21 protein-coding genes and 1 riboswitch are annotated in these 15,826 nt (G+C 42.6%); of the genes, 12 read left to right on the plus strand and 9 right to left on the minus strand.

Features of this window, described 5'->3' with window-relative positions:
• Positions 1 to 174: 174 nt before the first annotated feature.
• From COP04_RS00835 to crcB, 7 genes are all read left to right on the plus strand, one after another.
• Complete coding sequence (locus tag COP04_RS00835; RefSeq protein WP_100486270.1) at positions 175 to 564, plus strand: GntR family transcriptional regulator; 390 nt, start codon at positions 175 to 177, stop codon at positions 562 to 564.
• On the plus strand, positions 561 to 1,622 hold the full coding sequence (locus COP04_RS00840) for a DUF5808 domain-containing protein (RefSeq protein WP_239984717.1): 1,062 nt from the start codon (positions 561 to 563) through the stop codon (positions 1,620 to 1,622). Before COP04_RS00835 ends, COP04_RS00840 begins: the two co-directional genes overlap by 4 nt.
• Positions 1,623 to 1,667: 45 nt before the next feature.
• Positions 1,668 to 1,868, plus strand: coding sequence for a PLDc N-terminal domain-containing protein (locus tag COP04_RS00845; protein ID WP_100486271.1), 201 nt, complete (start codon positions 1,668 to 1,670; stop codon positions 1,866 to 1,868).
• Positions 1,868 to 2,785 (plus strand): ABC transporter ATP-binding protein, encoded by a 918-nt coding sequence (locus COP04_RS00850; RefSeq protein ID WP_100486272.1) that lies wholly within the window; start codon positions 1,868 to 1,870, stop codon positions 2,783 to 2,785. Before COP04_RS00845 ends, COP04_RS00850 begins: the two co-directional genes overlap by 1 nt.
• A complete protein-coding gene (locus COP04_RS00855) occupies positions 2,782 to 3,546 on the plus strand; it encodes an ABC transporter permease (RefSeq protein WP_100486273.1) in 765 nt (254 codons plus the stop codon). The genes COP04_RS00850 and COP04_RS00855 overlap by 4 nt, the downstream gene beginning before the upstream one ends.
• A 91-nt stretch (positions 3,547 to 3,637) precedes the next feature.
• A riboswitch (Fluoride riboswitch) is annotated at positions 3,638 to 3,704 on the plus strand.
• 60 nt (positions 3,705 to 3,764) lie between these two features.
• Positions 3,765 to 4,160: a fluoride efflux transporter FluC gene (locus COP04_RS00860; protein ID WP_100486274.1), complete on the plus strand. Its 396-nt coding sequence runs from the start codon at positions 3,765 to 3,767 to the stop codon at positions 4,158 to 4,160.
• Positions 4,150 to 4,509 (plus strand): fluoride efflux transporter CrcB, encoded by a 360-nt coding sequence (gene crcB / locus COP04_RS00865; RefSeq protein ID WP_100486275.1) that lies wholly within the window; start codon positions 4,150 to 4,152, stop codon positions 4,507 to 4,509. The genes COP04_RS00860 and crcB overlap by 11 nt, the downstream gene beginning before the upstream one ends.
• Positions 4,510 to 5,161: 652 nt before the next feature.
• On the opposite strand, the gene COP04_RS00875 is transcribed toward crcB, so the two are convergent.
• Positions 5,162 to 6,052 carry a LysR family transcriptional regulator gene (locus COP04_RS00875; RefSeq protein WP_100486276.1) on the minus strand — a complete coding sequence of 297 codons (891 nt, stop codon included), beginning with the start codon at positions 6,050 to 6,052 and terminating at the stop codon, positions 5,162 to 5,164.
• A 200-nt stretch (positions 6,053 to 6,252) separates the two neighbouring features.
• Between COP04_RS00875 and COP04_RS00880 the strand changes: the two genes are divergently transcribed.
• The 4 genes from COP04_RS00880 (at position 6,253) to COP04_RS00895 (ending at position 8,612) form a co-directional block, all read left to right on the plus strand.
• Positions 6,253 to 7,152: a DMT family transporter gene (locus tag COP04_RS00880; protein ID WP_100486277.1), complete on the plus strand. Its 900-nt coding sequence runs from the start codon at positions 6,253 to 6,255 to the stop codon at positions 7,150 to 7,152.
• A gap of 142 nt (positions 7,153 to 7,294) precedes the next feature.
• A complete protein-coding gene (locus COP04_RS00885; protein ID WP_100486278.1) occupies positions 7,295 to 7,483 on the plus strand; it encodes a hypothetical protein in 189 nt (62 codons plus the stop codon).
• 69 nt (positions 7,484 to 7,552) lie between these two features.
• Positions 7,553 to 8,167 (plus strand): TetR/AcrR family transcriptional regulator, encoded by a 615-nt coding sequence (locus COP04_RS00890; RefSeq protein WP_100486279.1) that lies wholly within the window; start codon positions 7,553 to 7,555, stop codon positions 8,165 to 8,167.
• Positions 8,151 to 8,612, plus strand: coding sequence for a hypothetical protein (locus COP04_RS00895; protein ID WP_100486280.1), 462 nt, complete (start codon positions 8,151 to 8,153; stop codon positions 8,610 to 8,612). The genes COP04_RS00890 and COP04_RS00895 overlap by 17 nt, the downstream gene beginning before the upstream one ends.
• A gap of 66 nt (positions 8,613 to 8,678) precedes the next feature.
• Here the strand turns inward: COP04_RS00895 and COP04_RS00900 are convergent, their stop codons facing one another.
• Complete coding sequence (locus tag COP04_RS00900) at positions 8,679 to 9,071, minus strand: winged helix-turn-helix transcriptional regulator (protein WP_100486281.1); 393 nt, start codon at positions 9,069 to 9,071, stop codon at positions 8,679 to 8,681.
• A 133-nt stretch (positions 9,072 to 9,204) separates the two neighbouring features.
• Between COP04_RS00900 and COP04_RS00905 the strand changes: the two genes are divergently transcribed.
• Positions 9,205 to 10,218 carry a zinc-binding alcohol dehydrogenase family protein gene (locus COP04_RS00905; RefSeq protein WP_420852773.1) on the plus strand — a complete coding sequence of 338 codons (1,014 nt, stop codon included), beginning with the start codon at positions 9,205 to 9,207 and terminating at the stop codon, positions 10,216 to 10,218.
• A gap of 170 nt (positions 10,219 to 10,388) precedes the next feature.
• Here COP04_RS00905 and COP04_RS19295 read toward each other — a convergent pair whose 3' ends face one another.
• The 7 genes from COP04_RS19295 to COP04_RS00935 form a co-directional block, all read right to left on the minus strand.
• Positions 10,389 to 10,565: a hypothetical protein gene (locus COP04_RS19295; RefSeq protein ID WP_157800111.1), complete on the minus strand. Its 177-nt coding sequence runs from the start codon at positions 10,563 to 10,565 to the stop codon at positions 10,389 to 10,391.
• Positions 10,566 to 10,768: 203 nt separating this feature from the next.
• Positions 10,769 to 11,467, minus strand: coding sequence for an ABC transporter permease (locus COP04_RS00910; protein ID WP_157800112.1), 699 nt, complete (start codon positions 11,465 to 11,467; stop codon positions 10,769 to 10,771).
• Between the two features lie 65 nt (positions 11,468 to 11,532).
• Positions 11,533 to 12,456: an ABC transporter ATP-binding protein gene (locus COP04_RS00915; RefSeq protein ID WP_100486284.1), complete on the minus strand. Its 924-nt coding sequence runs from the start codon at positions 12,454 to 12,456 to the stop codon at positions 11,533 to 11,535.
• Between the two features lie 361 nt (positions 12,457 to 12,817).
• On the minus strand, positions 12,818 to 13,525 hold the full coding sequence (locus tag COP04_RS00920; protein WP_338062819.1) for a sensor histidine kinase: 708 nt from the start codon (positions 13,523 to 13,525) through the stop codon (positions 12,818 to 12,820).
• A 243-nt stretch (positions 13,526 to 13,768) separates the two neighbouring features.
• A complete protein-coding gene (locus COP04_RS00925; protein WP_100486286.1) occupies positions 13,769 to 14,467 on the minus strand; it encodes a response regulator transcription factor in 699 nt (232 codons plus the stop codon).
• Between the two features lie 243 nt (positions 14,468 to 14,710).
• Positions 14,711 to 15,034, minus strand: coding sequence for a DMT family transporter (locus COP04_RS00930; RefSeq protein ID WP_100486287.1), 324 nt, complete (start codon positions 15,032 to 15,034; stop codon positions 14,711 to 14,713).
• Positions 15,035 to 15,198: 164 nt separating this feature from the next.
• A complete protein-coding gene (locus COP04_RS00935) occupies positions 15,199 to 15,723 on the minus strand; it encodes a DUF2867 domain-containing protein (RefSeq protein ID WP_162297065.1) in 525 nt (174 codons plus the stop codon).
• Positions 15,724 to 15,826 lie beyond the last annotated feature (103 nt).

Below are 15,826 nucleotides of genomic sequence, written 5' to 3' on the forward strand. Positions count from 1 at the left end.
CTCTATCTATCATACATCCCCGTAGAACATTACGCAGCAATCATGTTTCGTTCATTTTTTTATGATTCTTTTTCTTTTTTTTAAAATACGGCTTATTTTTAAGTTAGAATAGAAAAACAAAACATTTTGTGTTATATATAATATATAACAGTTAGAACAGAAGGATTTGATCAAATGCTTCTATCGATCGATTTTGGATCAGATCAGCCGATTTACATGCAAATTCGTGATGGAATTGTCGCCGGCATCGCTTCAGGACAGCTTCAGGACGGGGATCCGCTTCCATCTGTGCGGACACTTGGTTCAGATATCGGCGTCAATCTGCACACAGTCAACAAATCTTACAGATTGCTTCAGAGCGAAGGATTCATTGAAATCCAGCGCAGTCGGGGAACCTTCGTCAAGGCAGGAGATGCAGCAAAAAATGCGGCAAATTTTCTCCAGGAATCCGGGAACCTGATGCACGCCTTTGTATCGGAAGCTATCACAAGAAATGTCGATCGTGCGGTGATCCATCGGATGATCGACCATATTTATGATGAACTGGAGGGGAAGAAATCATGAGCACAAGCGCCATCGCTCCTCTAATCACCTACGTCATGATGGCTGGCCTTTTCATTGCACAGCCTTGGTTTTCAAGAAGAAATATTGTGTTTGGCGTTGTATTTGCCGATGACAATATCTGGCGTTCCGACCATGCCAAAAAGATCCGTCGCCGTTATATTATAGAAACCTCGGTCGTTGCTTTTATTCTCATGGCCAGCCTGATTTTATTAAATGTGAACGATAAAGCCGTTCAAACGCTGGCTTTTAATACGTCGATCATTATCCTGATCATCGCTGAATGTTTGATTTTCATCGCTGCCAATCGCCGAACACAAGCGTTCAAACGAACCATGCGGCCGGATCCGAGCCTGACACCAAACAGCATCATTATTGAAACGAAAAAAAGCGACCGGGAAACGCTATTGCCGATTCGCTGGTTACTACTGCTTGTTTTGCTTTTTGTAGCGACAGTTGCTGTTGCCTATTTCGGTTATCCGTATATGCCAGCCAGCATTCCCACACATTTTGGCTTGAGCGGTCCTGATCAGTGGGGACGGAAATCATGGCAGGTCGTGCTGTCACCTGCTCTACTTCAAGCCGTACTGATTTTCGTAATTTTTTTCATTCGCCGGGCACCGGCCTCGGTCAGGGGAAATCCTAACGCGGCCCCGGATTATGAGCGTTTTAGAAAATTAATGGGGGTTCTGATGATCACCTTTGGCCTGATTACGGAATTGATTTTCTTAATGACCGATATCAGTCTCATTATCCCCGTCCCCTCTGTCTGGTTTCTGGCCGCGTCCATCGCCGGAATCATAATGGAAATTATTACGGTTCTTACAATGATTTTTCTCTACATGCACTTAGCACGAGCCAAACACGTAGCGGGACCGATTCTTGATGATGATGCCCGATGGATCTGGGGTATGCTCTATTTCAACCCTTCCGATCCGTCTATCTTTGTAGAAAAGAGGGTTGGAATCGGCTATACGATCAACATGGCAAGGCCAAGTGCTTGGATTGTGATGATCGGAATCATCGTCATCATCATTGTCCTTTCAACGCATCAAAGGTAGATATCATTTATTCGCAGTACCAAAATTCGAAGTGAGGTGCACGTCATGACTCAGATTTCAAATTTGTTGCCTCTTCTGATCCCGATCATCGTCCTGGAGCTTATCCTAATTATTGCTGCATTAATTCACATCTTCCGTCATAAAACGTACCGGTTTGGCAACCGGCTGCTCTGGGTAATCATCGTCCTCTGTTTCCAACTGATCGGGCCTATCGTCTATTTTATTTTCGGCAGGGGTGACGACTGATGGATATTTTGCGGACAGAGCATCTCAGAAAAGATTTTGGCCGGCAGCATGTACTGACTGATTTAAACTTTTCTGTTGCCGAGCATTCTATCTTTGGTCTGATCGGGAAAAACGGATCAGGAAAAACAACTACCATGAAAGCGATTCTCGGTTTGATCAAACCGACCGGTGGATCCATTTACGTCTGCGGAGAAAAAGTCGCTTACGGAGATACCCCAACGAATAAACATATCGGCTATCTTCCGGACGTGCCCGAATTTTACAGCTACATGACAGCCAGAGAGTATTTGAAACTGTGTGGGGAGATTACAGGTATGCGTCGGTCAGAAATTCAAAAAAAGACAAACGAACTGCTTCCGCTTTGTGGTCTTGACGGGGTCAATCGGAAAATTCATTCTTTTTCCAGAGGGATGAAGCAGCGGCTGGGGATCGCACAGGCATTGCTGAATGAACCGGACCTTTTGATCTGCGATGAAGTGACTTCCGCGCTTGACCCCGTCGGCAGGAAAGAAATTCTCGATCTTCTCTCCGCCGCCGGGAAGCGGGCAACCGTGATTTTCTCCACGCACATTCTGTCGGATGTGGAAAGGATCTGCGATCAGATTGGCGTGCTGAACAACGGACAGCTCGTGCTGCAGGGACCATTGGCTGAAATTAAGCAGAATTACCGTCAGGAAGCACTGCAGATTGAAACGATGACTCAGGATCAGGCTTCACTGCTTGTCTCTCGCCTAGAATCTATCCCACATATTGGAAATGCAGAGAGGTCCGGGCAGACAGTCACAGTAAAACTGAGCCAGTATGAAGAAAACAGTTTGAAAATTATCCAGCTTCTTGCCAGCGAGGGTATTCCGATTATGAAGTATGAACGGCTTGAGCCGACGCTGGAAAATGTTTTTCTGGATGTGATCAAATGAGCGGATTCACTGCATTCTTCAAAAAAGAAATGATCGAATATGTTCGCGGTTACAAAGCACTGATTCTCTTCTGCATCTTTGTTATTTTCGGCATGATGAGCCCTCTTTTGGCCAAGATGATGCCGGATATTCTCGCCCATACTGCGGTTAACGGAATAACGTTGACCATTCCAAAACCAACGTTTACTGATTCCTTCAGTCAGTTTTTTAAAAATTTTTCGCAGATGGGCATGGTTGTGCTGCTGCTCGTATTTGGCGGCTTGCTTTCACAGGATCTGTCCAGAGGCACTCTGATTATCCTGCTGTCCAAGGGCCTATCCCGCCATGCCGTCATTCTGGCCAAATATGCCGCGGCCCTGGTCTTGTGGACGGTAAGTTACGTTCTTGCTGCATTGATCCAGTGGGGCTATACAGTGTATCTGTTTAATCGACTGTCCGCTCCGCATTTGTTTTTCTCACTCTTTTGTCTTTGGTTGTTTGGCGCTTTTCTTCTCGCGGTTCTTTTGATGTCCAGTTCGATCGTCGGCGGGGCATACGGCGGGCTGATCCTCACTGCTGCCGGACTGGGAGTGCTTATTCTCTGCCAGCTCATCCCAAATATGGACCGGTTCAGTCCGCTCACGCTTGCATTAGGTAATGCCGGCTTCATGACTGGGGCCGCAAACTTTGACCATGCCGAAACATCGGTCTGGATTGCGATTGCCCTGATCCTTCTATCGCTTGTCGTCACCTTGACCGTTTTTAAGAAGAAAAGTTTATGAGCCTGTTTCCGGACTAACCATCCGCTTACCGTTGGAGATTAACAATGCATGATTGCACGGGCTTTCAAAATGTGATATTTTAGGAATATCGATTTTTACAGGCGATGACGTTCGCCATTAAATGCTGCTTTGATTCAGTTGATAACGTCTGCTCTGGGACCTTTTGTAAAGGTTTTTTAGGGCAGGCGTTTTAATTTTAATTAAGGGGGAAACTTATTTTGTATTATGTCCTGCTGATCCTGTTCGGCGTCCTGGGTGCCCTGGCAAGATATGCTTTGGAATCGCTGATCCATACGTCGTCTTTTCCACTTGCCACACTCATCATTAACATTGTTGGCTGTTTCCTGCTTGCCTTCGTGATTCAGTTTCTCATCTGGCTTCCCTGGTTGTCATCCAGAATGGTCTCAGCGATCGGGACCGGCTTTGTCGGTTCTTTTACGACTTTTTCAACATTTGCCCTAGAATCTTCCCAGCTGATCCAAAAAAATCTTCCCATTGCAATCGGTTATATTCTAGCCAGTCTGATTGGTGGATTATTGGCCTGCCTTTTAGGCTACTGGACAAGCAAAACCCTTTTAATCCACAAAAGAAGGTGGCTGCGAAATGCTGATTAACTGTTTGATGGTATCCATCGGTGCCGTATTTGGTGTGCTTGGCCGAATATTTGTGACCCGCTGGATAAGTAGAAAATGGGCACACGATTTTCCAATGGGAACGTTTTTGATCAATATCGGAGGTTGTTTTGCTCTTGGAATTGTGTCTGCTCTTCATTTTGGCACATGGCTCTCGCTCCTTCTAATGACCGGTTTTTTAGGGACTTTTACAACGTTCTCAACATTTAACGTGGAAAATATTGAATTGATGCGGCGTGGAAAATATACGACATTGATCAGCTATGCTGGTGGTTCTTACCTCTTTGGTATTCTGGCAGTATTCGCGGGACTCATTTTAGGCAGCATGTGATCAGCGAATTGGATAAAAAGTTAATTATGACCGGAAGTGACCTATGTAGCAAGCCAGTGGCAAATGCGTTATAACCAAAGACTTGGTCCACGCTTTGTACACGTTTTGTTTCCTTTGCGTCAAAAGGGATCATCCCAATGGTCTTACGCCTGGATTCCGGTTGTGGCACCTATTATTGCCAGCGTATTAGCTGTCTTGCTCTATAAAACTGTTTTCTTTGACATTTAATGATCTATTTGGAGTCCTTCTATTGAAAATCTTTGCGAATAAGAACAAGCGGAGCTGGTTATCCCCTTCCTGAGCATCTGGCTGAATCTTTTTTCATACGGAAGAACGGCCTTGTGATAAGAACATGAAAAATATGGAGATGGCTCAATAAATAAATTGAAGCCCTTCAAATCCCAATTTTTGAGTTGGTTTGAAGGGCTTCTAATTTGATTATCCATAGCGACAGCCGGCATGATGATTGTCTTTGAAACGATTTTTGGCCTCGTTTATGTTTTACTCTATGAATCCGCTCGTCCGACTGCGTTAGAATGGCTGAAGGTGTTATTTTTGGGCATCCGAAAAACACAGACCGCTCACAGCTTTCAGAAACCAGCAAGAAAGCGTCAAGGAGCAACGGCTGATAAAGTTATTTTGCGATGCCTTCTTAATATTCTTTTTCCTGCCAGCCTTTCGCCTGTTCCAGAACAAGGTTCATGAATGCCCGGACAGAAGGGGACAGCCATTTATTCTTATGATAAACCATCTGCGTGACGACCTGATCTTCATCGGTGGTTATGCAAACGAGTTTATTCTCCCCCCATTCCGCTCTGACCGCAACAAGCGGCAAAAATGAGAACCCCAACCCGCACATGATACACTGTTTGATCGCTTCAATGCTCCAAAATTCGAGCGTGTTTCCGGGCACGTATCCGCTGCTATGAAGCAGTTTGTCGAACAGCGCCCGGTAAGCACACCCCTGTTCCGTATAAAGAATTGTTCCCCCTGCAGAAAGCAGATCGTTTTTTGATGTGGTATGAGCATTTTCAGGAAAAACGAGCACCATTCTCTCCGTTATTAATGGCTCCGCCCGGAGATCATCTTCAGTAAGCATTCTGTCCATCAGAAAAGCGAGATCCGTTTCACCCTGCTTAAGTTCTTTAAATAAATCACTGCTTATTAAAGGCTTCAGGATAATCCGGACTTTAGGATATTGCTTTTTAAATGCCTTAATAATCGGAGGGAGACGATAGGTCGTCAATGATTCGGACGCACCAATAACAATCTCACCTGCCATTTTTTCTTCATCCGACGGCAGTTGGAGCGCTTTGTCCATCAGTGCAACGATTTCGTTTGCATAGGGCAGTAGATGTTTCCCGGTTTCGGTCAGGATCATCCTTTTCCCTAAACGATTAAACAGAGGCTGTCCCAATTCCTGCTCAATCGCCCGAACATGTCCAGTCACGGTGGGCTGAGCATAGCCCAGATGCTCCGCTGCCTTCATGAACCCACCGACATCCACAATCGTTTTAAAGGTTTTCAGATGGCGTATGTCCAAAGGAATCTCTCCCTTTTGCAATTGATATTTCTATTAAACATCAATTTTTACGATGAATCAATTCACAAACATCTATTTTACTGATGATAAATAACTGCCTATAATGAGGACATGGAACAACAAACTCTTTAAGCATTAAACTATTGCCAGTCCGTCCATCTGTCAGATCGGATGAATAGCTGAAGGGAGATCAGCGGATCGTGAACAAGTCTGCTTTTATTAAATTTAGCATCGCCATGACGATCTTTGGTTCGATCGGTTTCTTCCAGCGGTTGACCGGACTGCCATCTATGGAACTTGTCTTTGTCCGCTGTATCAGTGCCACTGTGTTTCTCACCGCCTACTGGCTGATCAGCGGGCGATTCAAACAGGAAAAATGGCAAAAAAATGAAATGGCCGCCATCATGATTGGCGGCGTACTACTTGTTCTAAACTGGATTCTTTTCTTTGCCGCATTTGAAAAAACGGCAATCACTGTGGCAATTTCGATCTATAATCTGGCCCCGATCATCATTCTGATCATTGGCTGGGTCTTTTTCAAAGAACGAATCAAATGGCTTGGTATACTGGTTGTTTTTCTCTCCTTTATGGGTACAGTGCTAACCTCGGGCATCGGCCTGAACGATCTGACCAGCGGTAAATCCGTCGTCGGCCCGCTTTACGCACTATCCGGCGCGTTCCTTTATGCATTTGTGATCCTCTCCGGAAAATACATTAAGCACGCCAGCCCCTATCTAGTGACGATGATCCAGACCTTTATCGGCGTCATGATGCTGCTTCCGTTCGTTCATTACGCCATATATACACATTTGACCGCTGCCAACTGGTTCTACAGCATATTCACCGGCGTCATGCACACGGGCGTTGTTTATCTGTTGTTTTACGGAAGCATTCGCTCACTCCCTACACCTGTCATTTCCGCGCTGTCCTATCTGGATCCGCTTGTCGCCATCCTGCTGGATGTCTTTGTCACCGGATTTGTTCCTTCTTATCTGCAGATTCTGGGCATCGTCATGATCTTTATCGCGCTGTCCTATACACTGATTAAACACGAACCCGCAGATTCAAGAAGCAAGAGTCAGAGTGTCTCAGACAAATAGTTGCCTGTGATCCATAACAATAAATTAATTTCAAACACGTTGGCTGCATTATAAATTTGTATGACAAATAAAGACTTTGTTTCAAAGTATCGGCAATGAGTGGATGGTATTGAAGGGTTAAAGGGGGCTGCGCAATAAATGAGTGAAAAAAGTAATTTTGCTGGTCTGGAGTAAAAAGGTGGATCAGATCCGTCTTCAGTCTTGGCCCTCACAGTGGTATATCAACGAACTTGGAATACTTATCAACAAAAAGCAGGATCGAATCAACGAAGATTCCTCATTTATCAACGAAAATGAGGAAAGTATCAGCAAAACCAGACTTCCCGCGTAAATCAGGTATTGATAACTAACTAACGTTAGTTTATAATTACCTCTGAAAGCAAATAGAAGGAGGCAAAGAATGAGTACAAAGCAAGACATTTTTGATTGCGCGCTCGCTCTTTTTTCCGAAAAAGGGTATAACGGTATATCAATACGTGATATTGCGCAAAAAGTCGGCATTAAAGGAAGTTCCATCTATAATCACTATCATGGGAAAAAGGCAATCATGGATGACATCTGCCAGACCTTCGTAAAAACGTTAGCATTTTCACGTCCCCCAATTGCTGAAATTGAAAAAAAAATTGATACGATGACTGCCGGAGAAGTGATTAAATCCTTAATTATCGCTTACGGTACACGGATTAACGAGAAATGGACACAGATGGCCCGGTTAATTTTTTCAGAACACTTCTACAACGATGCGGCGAGAAAAATTTTTCTTGAGGAAATTCTTGAAAATAACGTTTCTTATTATGTATCTGTTCTGACGGAGATGGAGCGCAAAGGAAAAATTAAAGGGATTGATAAGCTTCTGGTCGCTACCCTTTTCAACAATGAGCAGGTGATGCTGTCTATGCAGTACGCGCATTGCCGCACAGGTGAAGAGAGGAAAAAGCTTGCTGAGCTGATGATGCAAAGCGCAGATTATTTTTTTGAAAAAATGGAGGCTAAAAAAGATGAAGGCAGCAAATAAAAAAACAATATCCTGTTATGTGCTGATCATTTTGCACTTCTTACTCGGTATCGGAGCGTTCATTGGCGGCGGATTCTTAATCCTGGCTCCGAACGGATCGCTTCTCAGCATGCCGCTTTCACTCCTGAAATACAGCTCGTTTCACTCATTTCTAATCCCGGGAATCATCTTATTTCTTGCGCTAGGCGTTTACCCTCTGCTCGTAGCCATATTTCTGATCAGTGAAAAGCCATTCCCCGTTGCTGAAGCTTTCAATTTATATAAAAATACCCATTGGGCATGGATCCACTCGTTTTATGTTGGCTTTATCCTGATTATCTGGCTAACGGTGGAAATCTATATATTGCAGGGAATTGGCATTGTTCACGTCATTTATATGTTTCTTGCGGTGGCTATTCAGGCCGTTACATTGCTTCCTTCAGTAAAAGGACATTATACTTATTAATAAATCAAAATCAACATATTGAACACGAGCGGGCACTTTCCTTCAGTGCCTGCTCATGTTCGTTTCTCATTCCATATTCAACTGCCGTTCCTGTTCTCGTTTTTGCTGCTTAACTTGCGCAGAATACTTCTTCCCCCATGTTCTCATACTGATAATGATCGGCGACAACGTTTCACCGAATTCTGTCAGCGAATATTCCACTTTCGGCGGAACAACAGGGTAAACTTCCCGATGGACGATTCCGTCATTCTCCAGTTCCCGAAGCTGCAACGTCAGCATACGCTGCGTGATTCCGGGAATTAATCGCCTGAATTCGTTGAACCGCCGTGTTTTATAAAGCAGATGGAAGAGAATCACACCCTTCCATTTACCCCCGATGATGTCCAGTGTGACTTCGACCGGACAGGCGTACTCAAGACTATCTGTACACCTTCCGTACCCTTCTTTTCGATTTCTCATGGTATGCCTCCTTTCTCGGTATACATAGTGATACTATACCACATCATTGTGCGTACTTATGTTTTTTTAATCTATACTTTATATTAGAACTGTAAGAAAAACACAGTCAAAAGGAGAGATCGGTATGACAGAAATGAAAGCTGTAGGCTTGTACAAATACCTCCCCATCAATGATCCCGAAAGTCTGATCGACGTGACCATACCCAAACCGAAAGCAGCGGGACATGATCTTTTAGTTAAAATAAAAGCAATCTCTGTCAATCCTGTCGATGTGAAAGTCAGAGCCCCTAAAGATAAAGCAGAACAAACACCCAAAATACTGGGCTGGGATGTCGCAGGTGTTGTCAAAGAAGTAGGTGAGGCAGTCACACTTTTTCAGCCAGGTGATGAAGTCTACTATGCCGGATCGATTGACCGTCAGGGATGCTACAGTGAATATCAACTTGTAGAAGAGAACATCGTCGCAAAAAAACCGGCTTCGCTCAGCTTTGCGGAAGCAGCCGCGCTGCCATTAACAACGATTACCGCTTGGGAAGCCCTGTTTGATCGCCTTAGTGTTTCAAAAACAAAGGATGATAACAAAGGAAAGTCCATTCTGATCATCAACGCGGCCGGTGGTGTGGGGTCGATTGCCACGCAGTTAGCCAGCTATTTGGGCCTAACGGTCATCGGTACCGCGTCCAGAACTGAAACCGCAGAGTGGGCCAAACAGCGTGGTGCGCACATTATCATTAATCACCATGAAGACTTTCTTCCACAGCTTGAAAAAGAAGGCACCCCTGCTGTCGACTACATTTTATGCCTGCACTCTACGGACAGGCATTGGAACAATATGGCGCAGGTGATTGCTCCTCAAGGACACATTGCTTCAATCGTTGAAACAGAAAAGGTTCACGATCTGGGTCTATTAAAGAGTAAAAGTGTTTCGTTTGCATGGGAATTTATGTTTACGCGGGCACTTTATCAAACAGAGGACCGTATCGAACAACACCGACTGCTCGATGAAGTGGCAAAGTTGGTGGATCAGGGGATCATTAAAACCACAATCAATAAACAGCTGAAAGGGATTAATGCGGCTACCCTTCGCGAAGCGCATCAAATCATTGAATCCAATCAAATGATCGGAAAATTAGTTGTTGTCGAATAAAGCATTAAAATTCCAGTATATCCAGATTTCATATTATAAAAAGCTTGATCAAATTGAGGCTCCTCCTCTCTTTAATCAAGCTTTATTTAACAATGCAATAGTTGCAATGAAGGTTGGGAAAAGAAAAGATATCCGCATTAATCTCTTTCGCGGTGATACCAATCGATGGTTTAAAGCAGAGCGAACGAGTTCACGATAGCTGTTATAATAGCACAGCAGCCAAACAAAATCACCCACCATGCCCATTTATTTTCAATGCTTTTAAGTTTACAGACAAGCAGCGAAACAATACCTATTATTAACAATAATGCACCCAGTATCAATCCTAATATGATACCTATTTCCATTTCTTATGCTCCTCGCATTCATCTATTCAATCTATTTTCATAACAGTTCCATCGTAATAAAAATATCGAGTGTAGGTTTAAAATTTAATCAAAACATTGCTTAACATTTTAATTTACCGTTAATGAAAGAGCTGATTTCAAAAATTTTTTGATCATTCTAGAGTTATGTTATTCCAATAAAGCATCCGATCTTTGAACATCACTTAATTTACATCAATACGATCAATTTTTCGAATCGTCCCTGCAACAATGCAAAGCGCAATTAACGCTAAGCCAAGTGGAATATAAATAATGCTGGCGAGTGAGAAACTCGGTCCCACAGATGAACTCGTCACCATTACAATCAAAAGTGAGGATACAATTGTTGTCGGTGTTGAATACTTGATCATTCCAAAGTATAAGGGTACAAGTCCCGCCCCTGCCGTTGCCAGGTTAAACAGTATTAACTTTACTATTGCTGCGAGAAAATCTGCTGGCGTCAAATTCATCGCGGAAGTCAAATGGACGATTTGATTCAGTCCAAAAAAACCGATGATCACTATAATATTTGAGAGGGTCATCGCAATGAACGTCATACAAAAGATAAGAATCAACTTGGCACTCAGAATCCTTTTTCGGTTAATTGGGTAGGAAAACATGACAAGGATTGTCCGGTTCTTAAACTCTTCAATGATTATCTTCGAAATAAGTACAGCGGCAAAAACAATAAAGACACCCCTGACAAAGGCCCCGATGAACATTAAATAATCTGCGGAATTACTTATTCCTTGCTGTCCGTCGCTCCTTTCCATTATTGGAAGCAGACATGAAAAAACCAGAATGAAGATGGTTGCAAGAACGGCCCCCTTAACAAACCATTCTAATTTATTTTTTTGCTGCTCAAGTTTTATCAAATGGAACAATGGAATCTCCTCCTTGATTATGTCGAATGGGCTGCTTTACCAGACTTCTTTTCTTTATCTGGAAATTAGATCATCGGCTGATCGAGCTCAACCTTTTTTATAAAATACTCTTCCAGTGTTGTCCGTTTCCTATCAATTGACTCAATATTAATATCTTCCATTATTAAAGTCTTTGAGATGGTCGACTGAGGCACTTCTGTGGCATAGATGCGGATGATTTGATCATCAATCACCTTAAAACTATTAATACCCAGTTTATCATGCAGAACCATTGCTGCCTTCCTCTGCTGACTTGTTACGATTTCAATATACTCTGTATTTCTCGCCTTTATCGTAGCCATAGACTCTTCTTCAATCAGTTTGCCGTTCTTAATGACGCCGATCGTGTCCGCGATCTGTTCAATTTCACCAATAATATGGCTGGAAATCAAAATGGTCATACTGTACTCTTTATTCAGTGTGGTGAATAACCGTCTCATCGCCTTAATTCCAGCAGGATCCAAGCCGTTAATCGGTTCATCCAAAATGAGAAATTCCGGTTTTGTAAGGATCGCCCGTGCGACACAAAGGCGCTGTCTCATCCCTAATGAGAAGTTTTTCGGAAGCTTATTTTCAACACTTTCGAGACCCACCTGATCTAATACATCGCGAATTCTTTTTTTGTCGTGATAGCCCATGTACGCACAATGCAGTTCTAAATTTTCCAACACAGTCATTTTTTCATAAAAAATCGGATACTCAATCATACTGCCTATTCGCTTTAAAAAATCGAATGAATCATGTTTCAGTGGTTTCCCGAAGATTGTAATGTCGCCATGCGACGGCTTAATCATATTGGTCAGCATCTTCATGATCGTTGACTTACCCGCGCCATTTGGTCCGAGAAACCCGTATATTTCACCTTGTCTAATGTTCATCGTTACATTAGATACAACATCCTGCCCTTGAAATGTTTTTGTCAGATTGCTTGTCTGTGCGACATAACTCATTGTGAACCTCCTCGTTTTGCTAACTGTTTTCAGTATAACGAGAGACCGTTGCTTTTTTCTGTCTTGATTCTTACGAAAATCTTAAGATGACGATAGCTACCTTTTAGAGGGTGTTCAAAAAGCCCACCGAATGATCAGCGGCGAATCTCAACGCCCGCTTGTTCCTCCGATCCTCACGTAGTGCCAATGAGGAACTTCAACTAAAGACGCTCACGTCCTGTGAGCAACGTTGAAGTCACCACATCCTGTGGAAGGCCGGTCCTCGAAACTTCGCCGCCTCGACCTTCCGACGGTCATGGACGACCTAGTGCAGGCGTTGCAACACGATGTTGCATTTTTAGCCTGCAACCGTTCTCCTTCGTCACCCTTTTGAACAGGCTCTTTTAAGGTATTTCAATGAAAATGTAAACGACGTTTTTTCAAATGGCTTGGACTGTACTGAAATGTCTCCTCGCATCTCTTCAATCAGTCTTTTTGTGATCGTTAAACCCAGACCACTGCCCTGAAATGCTTTGTTTCTTGACTCTTCAAGTGTGAACATGCGTTCAAACACACTTTCCTGCTCGGTTTCATTAATCCCTTTTCCATGATCGGATACTTCCACATGGACGCGCTCTTCATCATAAAATACTTTTAAACCGATCATCTTACCATCCGCACCATAGCGAAGGGCATTTGAAATCAGGTTATTTAATACACGGTTTAATGCTTCCTCATTCCCAAGCGCAAAAATCGGTTTCTCAGGTATTTCGATAACAGTTTCCAGTCCTTTTGTTTGGATCCAATCATAAAACAATAGAATATTTTTTTTACATATCTCAGTTAGATTAACTTTATCAAGTGGAATCTCTTTATCACCAGACTCGAGCTTTGCTAAATCAAAAAAAGTATTCATTAACGCAATAAGCTCAATCGTTTTATCATGTACTTGCTGCAGCAGACGCGCGCGCTCTTTATCATCAATCTGAGGTTGGCTCTGAAGCATTTCAGTATAGCCCGCAATCACGGTCAGTGGCGTTTTGAGGTCGTGAGATACATTTGCCAACATCCGCTTCATCGAGGCTTCCATCCTTATAAACTGACGTGAATGTTCTTGATTTTCATCTAATCGTTGATTTAGCTGAACAAGCAGCCCAATCAGTTGCTTATCATCTGATGCGAGCAGGAGCCGTTCCTTTGACTGCGACACTGTGATCTGCTCAAGTTTATTTGTTATGTAGACGAGGTTCTTATTTCTTATCTTCTTTTGTTGAAATTGATAAATGGTACAGATGAGAAGGATAATGACAATACAGCTTAATAAAGCGATCATTTAAAATTCTCCCAGCTTGTACCCGATCCCCCATAGTGTTTTGATATAGACTGGTTTAGATGGGGTATCTTCAATTTTTTCTCTTAGGCGGCTCATGTGAACGTTAATAATATTTTCGTCATCATAGTAATCGTCGCCCCAAACCGAACGATAAATTTGTTCTTTTGTAAATACCTTTTTCCGATTGTTAAAAAACAAAAGGAGAATTTCCCATTCCTTTGATGTTAAGTTAATCTCAACACCCTTCTTCGTTAAACGATGATTATCCACATCTAACACAAGCTCATGGACTGTAATGTTTGATTGATTTGATTCGGTCTGACTAACCATGTACTGTGTCGCTCTTCTTATGGCAGCTTTCACTCTTGCTGCAAGTTCAATCATTGAAAATGGTTTGGCAATATAGTCATCCGCACCAAAACCAAGCCCCAACGCTTTATCGACCTCACTGTCTTTTGCTGACATAATAATGACAGGAATGTAACTTTCTGCCCTCACTAATTGAAGAAAATCCATGCCGTTTAACTTTGGCAGCATCAAGTCCAGCAAAACCAAGTCATAATGCAATTGCTTAAAGGCACTCGTCGCCGCCTCACCATCAAAGACACATGCAACATGAAAACCCTCATTCGTTAAATAGCTTTTTACCATATCGCTAATCGATCGATCATCCTCAACAAGTAAGATCGTCTTCTGCAAAAGCAACACCCCATCTGGAAATGTAAATGACGTTTTGAAAAAAACACCTCTTACAGTTACAATATCTCAAGAGGTGTTTTCCCACAATATTTTTTCATTTATTTGAAGTCTGCCTGATCAACTATCTTTTTTGCTTGAAGTAGGCCTAGTGGATCGTTTTTTTTTAAGCAACTTTGTTTAAGGCGCATGATCCGTCCGCTTTGCGGTAAACGACGAACTGTTCATTAAGCGTTCTTTACTCATTCAATGTACTTCACCAAACAGATTTAATCCAATGGCACCAATCACAATCAAACTGATGAAGATTATCTTCTGCAACGATAGTGGCTCTTTAAAAAACAAAATGCCAATAGTCACGATTAAAACAATACCCACTCCCGACCAAATCGCGTAGGCTGTACCGATTTCTATATTTTTTAGAGCGAATGACAGCATGGTAAGACTGATGACGTAACAAATAAACATGATGACTGTATATGAAATATGTGATAATCCATTGGACAACTTCATCAACAGGGTGCCACAGACTTCAAACAAAATGGCCAAAGTCAAATAAAGCCAGCTCAAATCAATCGCCTCGCACTATTTTTTTCAGAAGCTTTGTTATACGTATTCGTTTACTGCGTAATATCGAATTTTCTTTTATTAGCAGTAAGAGACTTTTCAGTTAACGACGTCGTAAGGTCAAAATCAACGTTTGTTTTCAAGTCCTGCCGGTTTTTCGGCCGCTTTCAGTTCTCAATATTCATGTGACTGATCATATTCTTCAGCATCGCCGATACGATTACTTTATGAAATCTTTCGATAACGAAAAAGTACAATCTTCCTAACCTGTTATGAAAAAATACGACAGTCGAGACAGTGACATAATTTAGTTCATTCACTTCATCCAGCAAAATGGACACTCTAAAATCCAGATGACGGTCATCTTCTCCTAATAATATCTCATGGGATGTGCGATCCATGACACGAAAAATGCCTATTCTGCTTCCCTTTTCCAGGGTCAGATTCTGTCTTTCTGATCGGCTGGATGTTTTTAACCCAATCAGGCTGACCAGCCAATCACGCACTTTCATCAAACGTGAAACCCATGAAGGTATGGCAGCTAAAAATAATCGCATGACAGACTCTACATTATGGATTGATTCACCAGGCAGAACCACTCTATATGAATCCGAATAATTGATATGAGGAAAAGATTGACTGGCCAGAGAATATTCAGGAACAGGCACTTTTTTCACCATACATTTATCCATTATTTTTCCCTTCATTCACTCTCATTTTAAATGCATTGCTGACGCTGCCAATCTTTTTTAGTCCGAAGTAAAAGAACATTTAAACACATGGTCCAACTCAGCT

Origin of the sequence: Sporolactobacillus pectinivorans, from assembly GCF_002802965.1 — a bacterium.
In the GTDB taxonomy this organism is placed as follows: Bacteria; Bacillota; Bacilli; order Bacillales; family Sporolactobacillaceae; genus Sporolactobacillus; species Sporolactobacillus pectinivorans.

What these genes read in the sequence shown, in the direction of transcription:
- COP04_RS00840 (WP_239984717.1), top strand. Translation starts at nt 561, where the DNA reads ATGAGCACAAGCGCCATCGCTCCTCTAATCACCTACGTCATGATGGCT.
- crcB (WP_100486275.1), top strand. Translation starts at nt 4,150, where the DNA reads ATGCTGATTAACTGTTTGATGGTATCCATCGGTGCCGTATTTGGTGTG.
- COP04_RS00835 (WP_100486270.1), top strand. Translation starts at nt 175, where the DNA reads ATGCTTCTATCGATCGATTTTGGATCAGATCAGCCGATTTACATGCAA.
- COP04_RS00855 (WP_100486273.1), top strand. Translation starts at nt 2,782, where the DNA reads ATGAGCGGATTCACTGCATTCTTCAAAAAAGAAATGATCGAATATGTT.
- COP04_RS00915 (WP_100486284.1), bottom strand. Translation starts at nt 12,456, where the DNA reads ATGAGTTATGTCGCACAGACAAGCAATCTGACAAAAACATTTCAAGGG.
- COP04_RS00900 (WP_100486281.1), bottom strand. Translation starts at nt 9,071, where the DNA reads ATGAGAAATCGAAAAGAAGGGTACGGAAGGTGTACAGATAGTCTTGAG.
- COP04_RS00920 (WP_338062819.1), bottom strand. Translation starts at nt 13,525, where the DNA reads ATGGAAGCCTCGATGAAGCGGATGTTGGCAAATGTATCTCACGACCTC.
- COP04_RS00845 (WP_100486271.1), top strand. Translation starts at nt 1,668, where the DNA reads ATGACTCAGATTTCAAATTTGTTGCCTCTTCTGATCCCGATCATCGTC.
- COP04_RS00905 (WP_420852773.1), top strand. Translation starts at nt 9,205, where the DNA reads ATGAAAGCTGTAGGCTTGTACAAATACCTCCCCATCAATGATCCCGAA.
- COP04_RS00935 (WP_162297065.1), bottom strand. Translation starts at nt 15,723, where the DNA reads ATGGATAAATGTATGGTGAAAAAAGTGCCTGTTCCTGAATATTCTCTG.
- COP04_RS19295 (WP_157800111.1), bottom strand. Translation starts at nt 10,565, where the DNA reads ATGGAAATAGGTATCATATTAGGATTGATACTGGGTGCATTATTGTTA.
- COP04_RS00895 (WP_100486280.1), top strand. Translation starts at nt 8,151, where the DNA reads ATGAAGGCAGCAAATAAAAAAACAATATCCTGTTATGTGCTGATCATT.
- COP04_RS00850 (WP_100486272.1), top strand. Translation starts at nt 1,868, where the DNA reads ATGGATATTTTGCGGACAGAGCATCTCAGAAAAGATTTTGGCCGGCAG.
- COP04_RS00890 (WP_100486279.1), top strand. Translation starts at nt 7,553, where the DNA reads ATGAGTACAAAGCAAGACATTTTTGATTGCGCGCTCGCTCTTTTTTCC.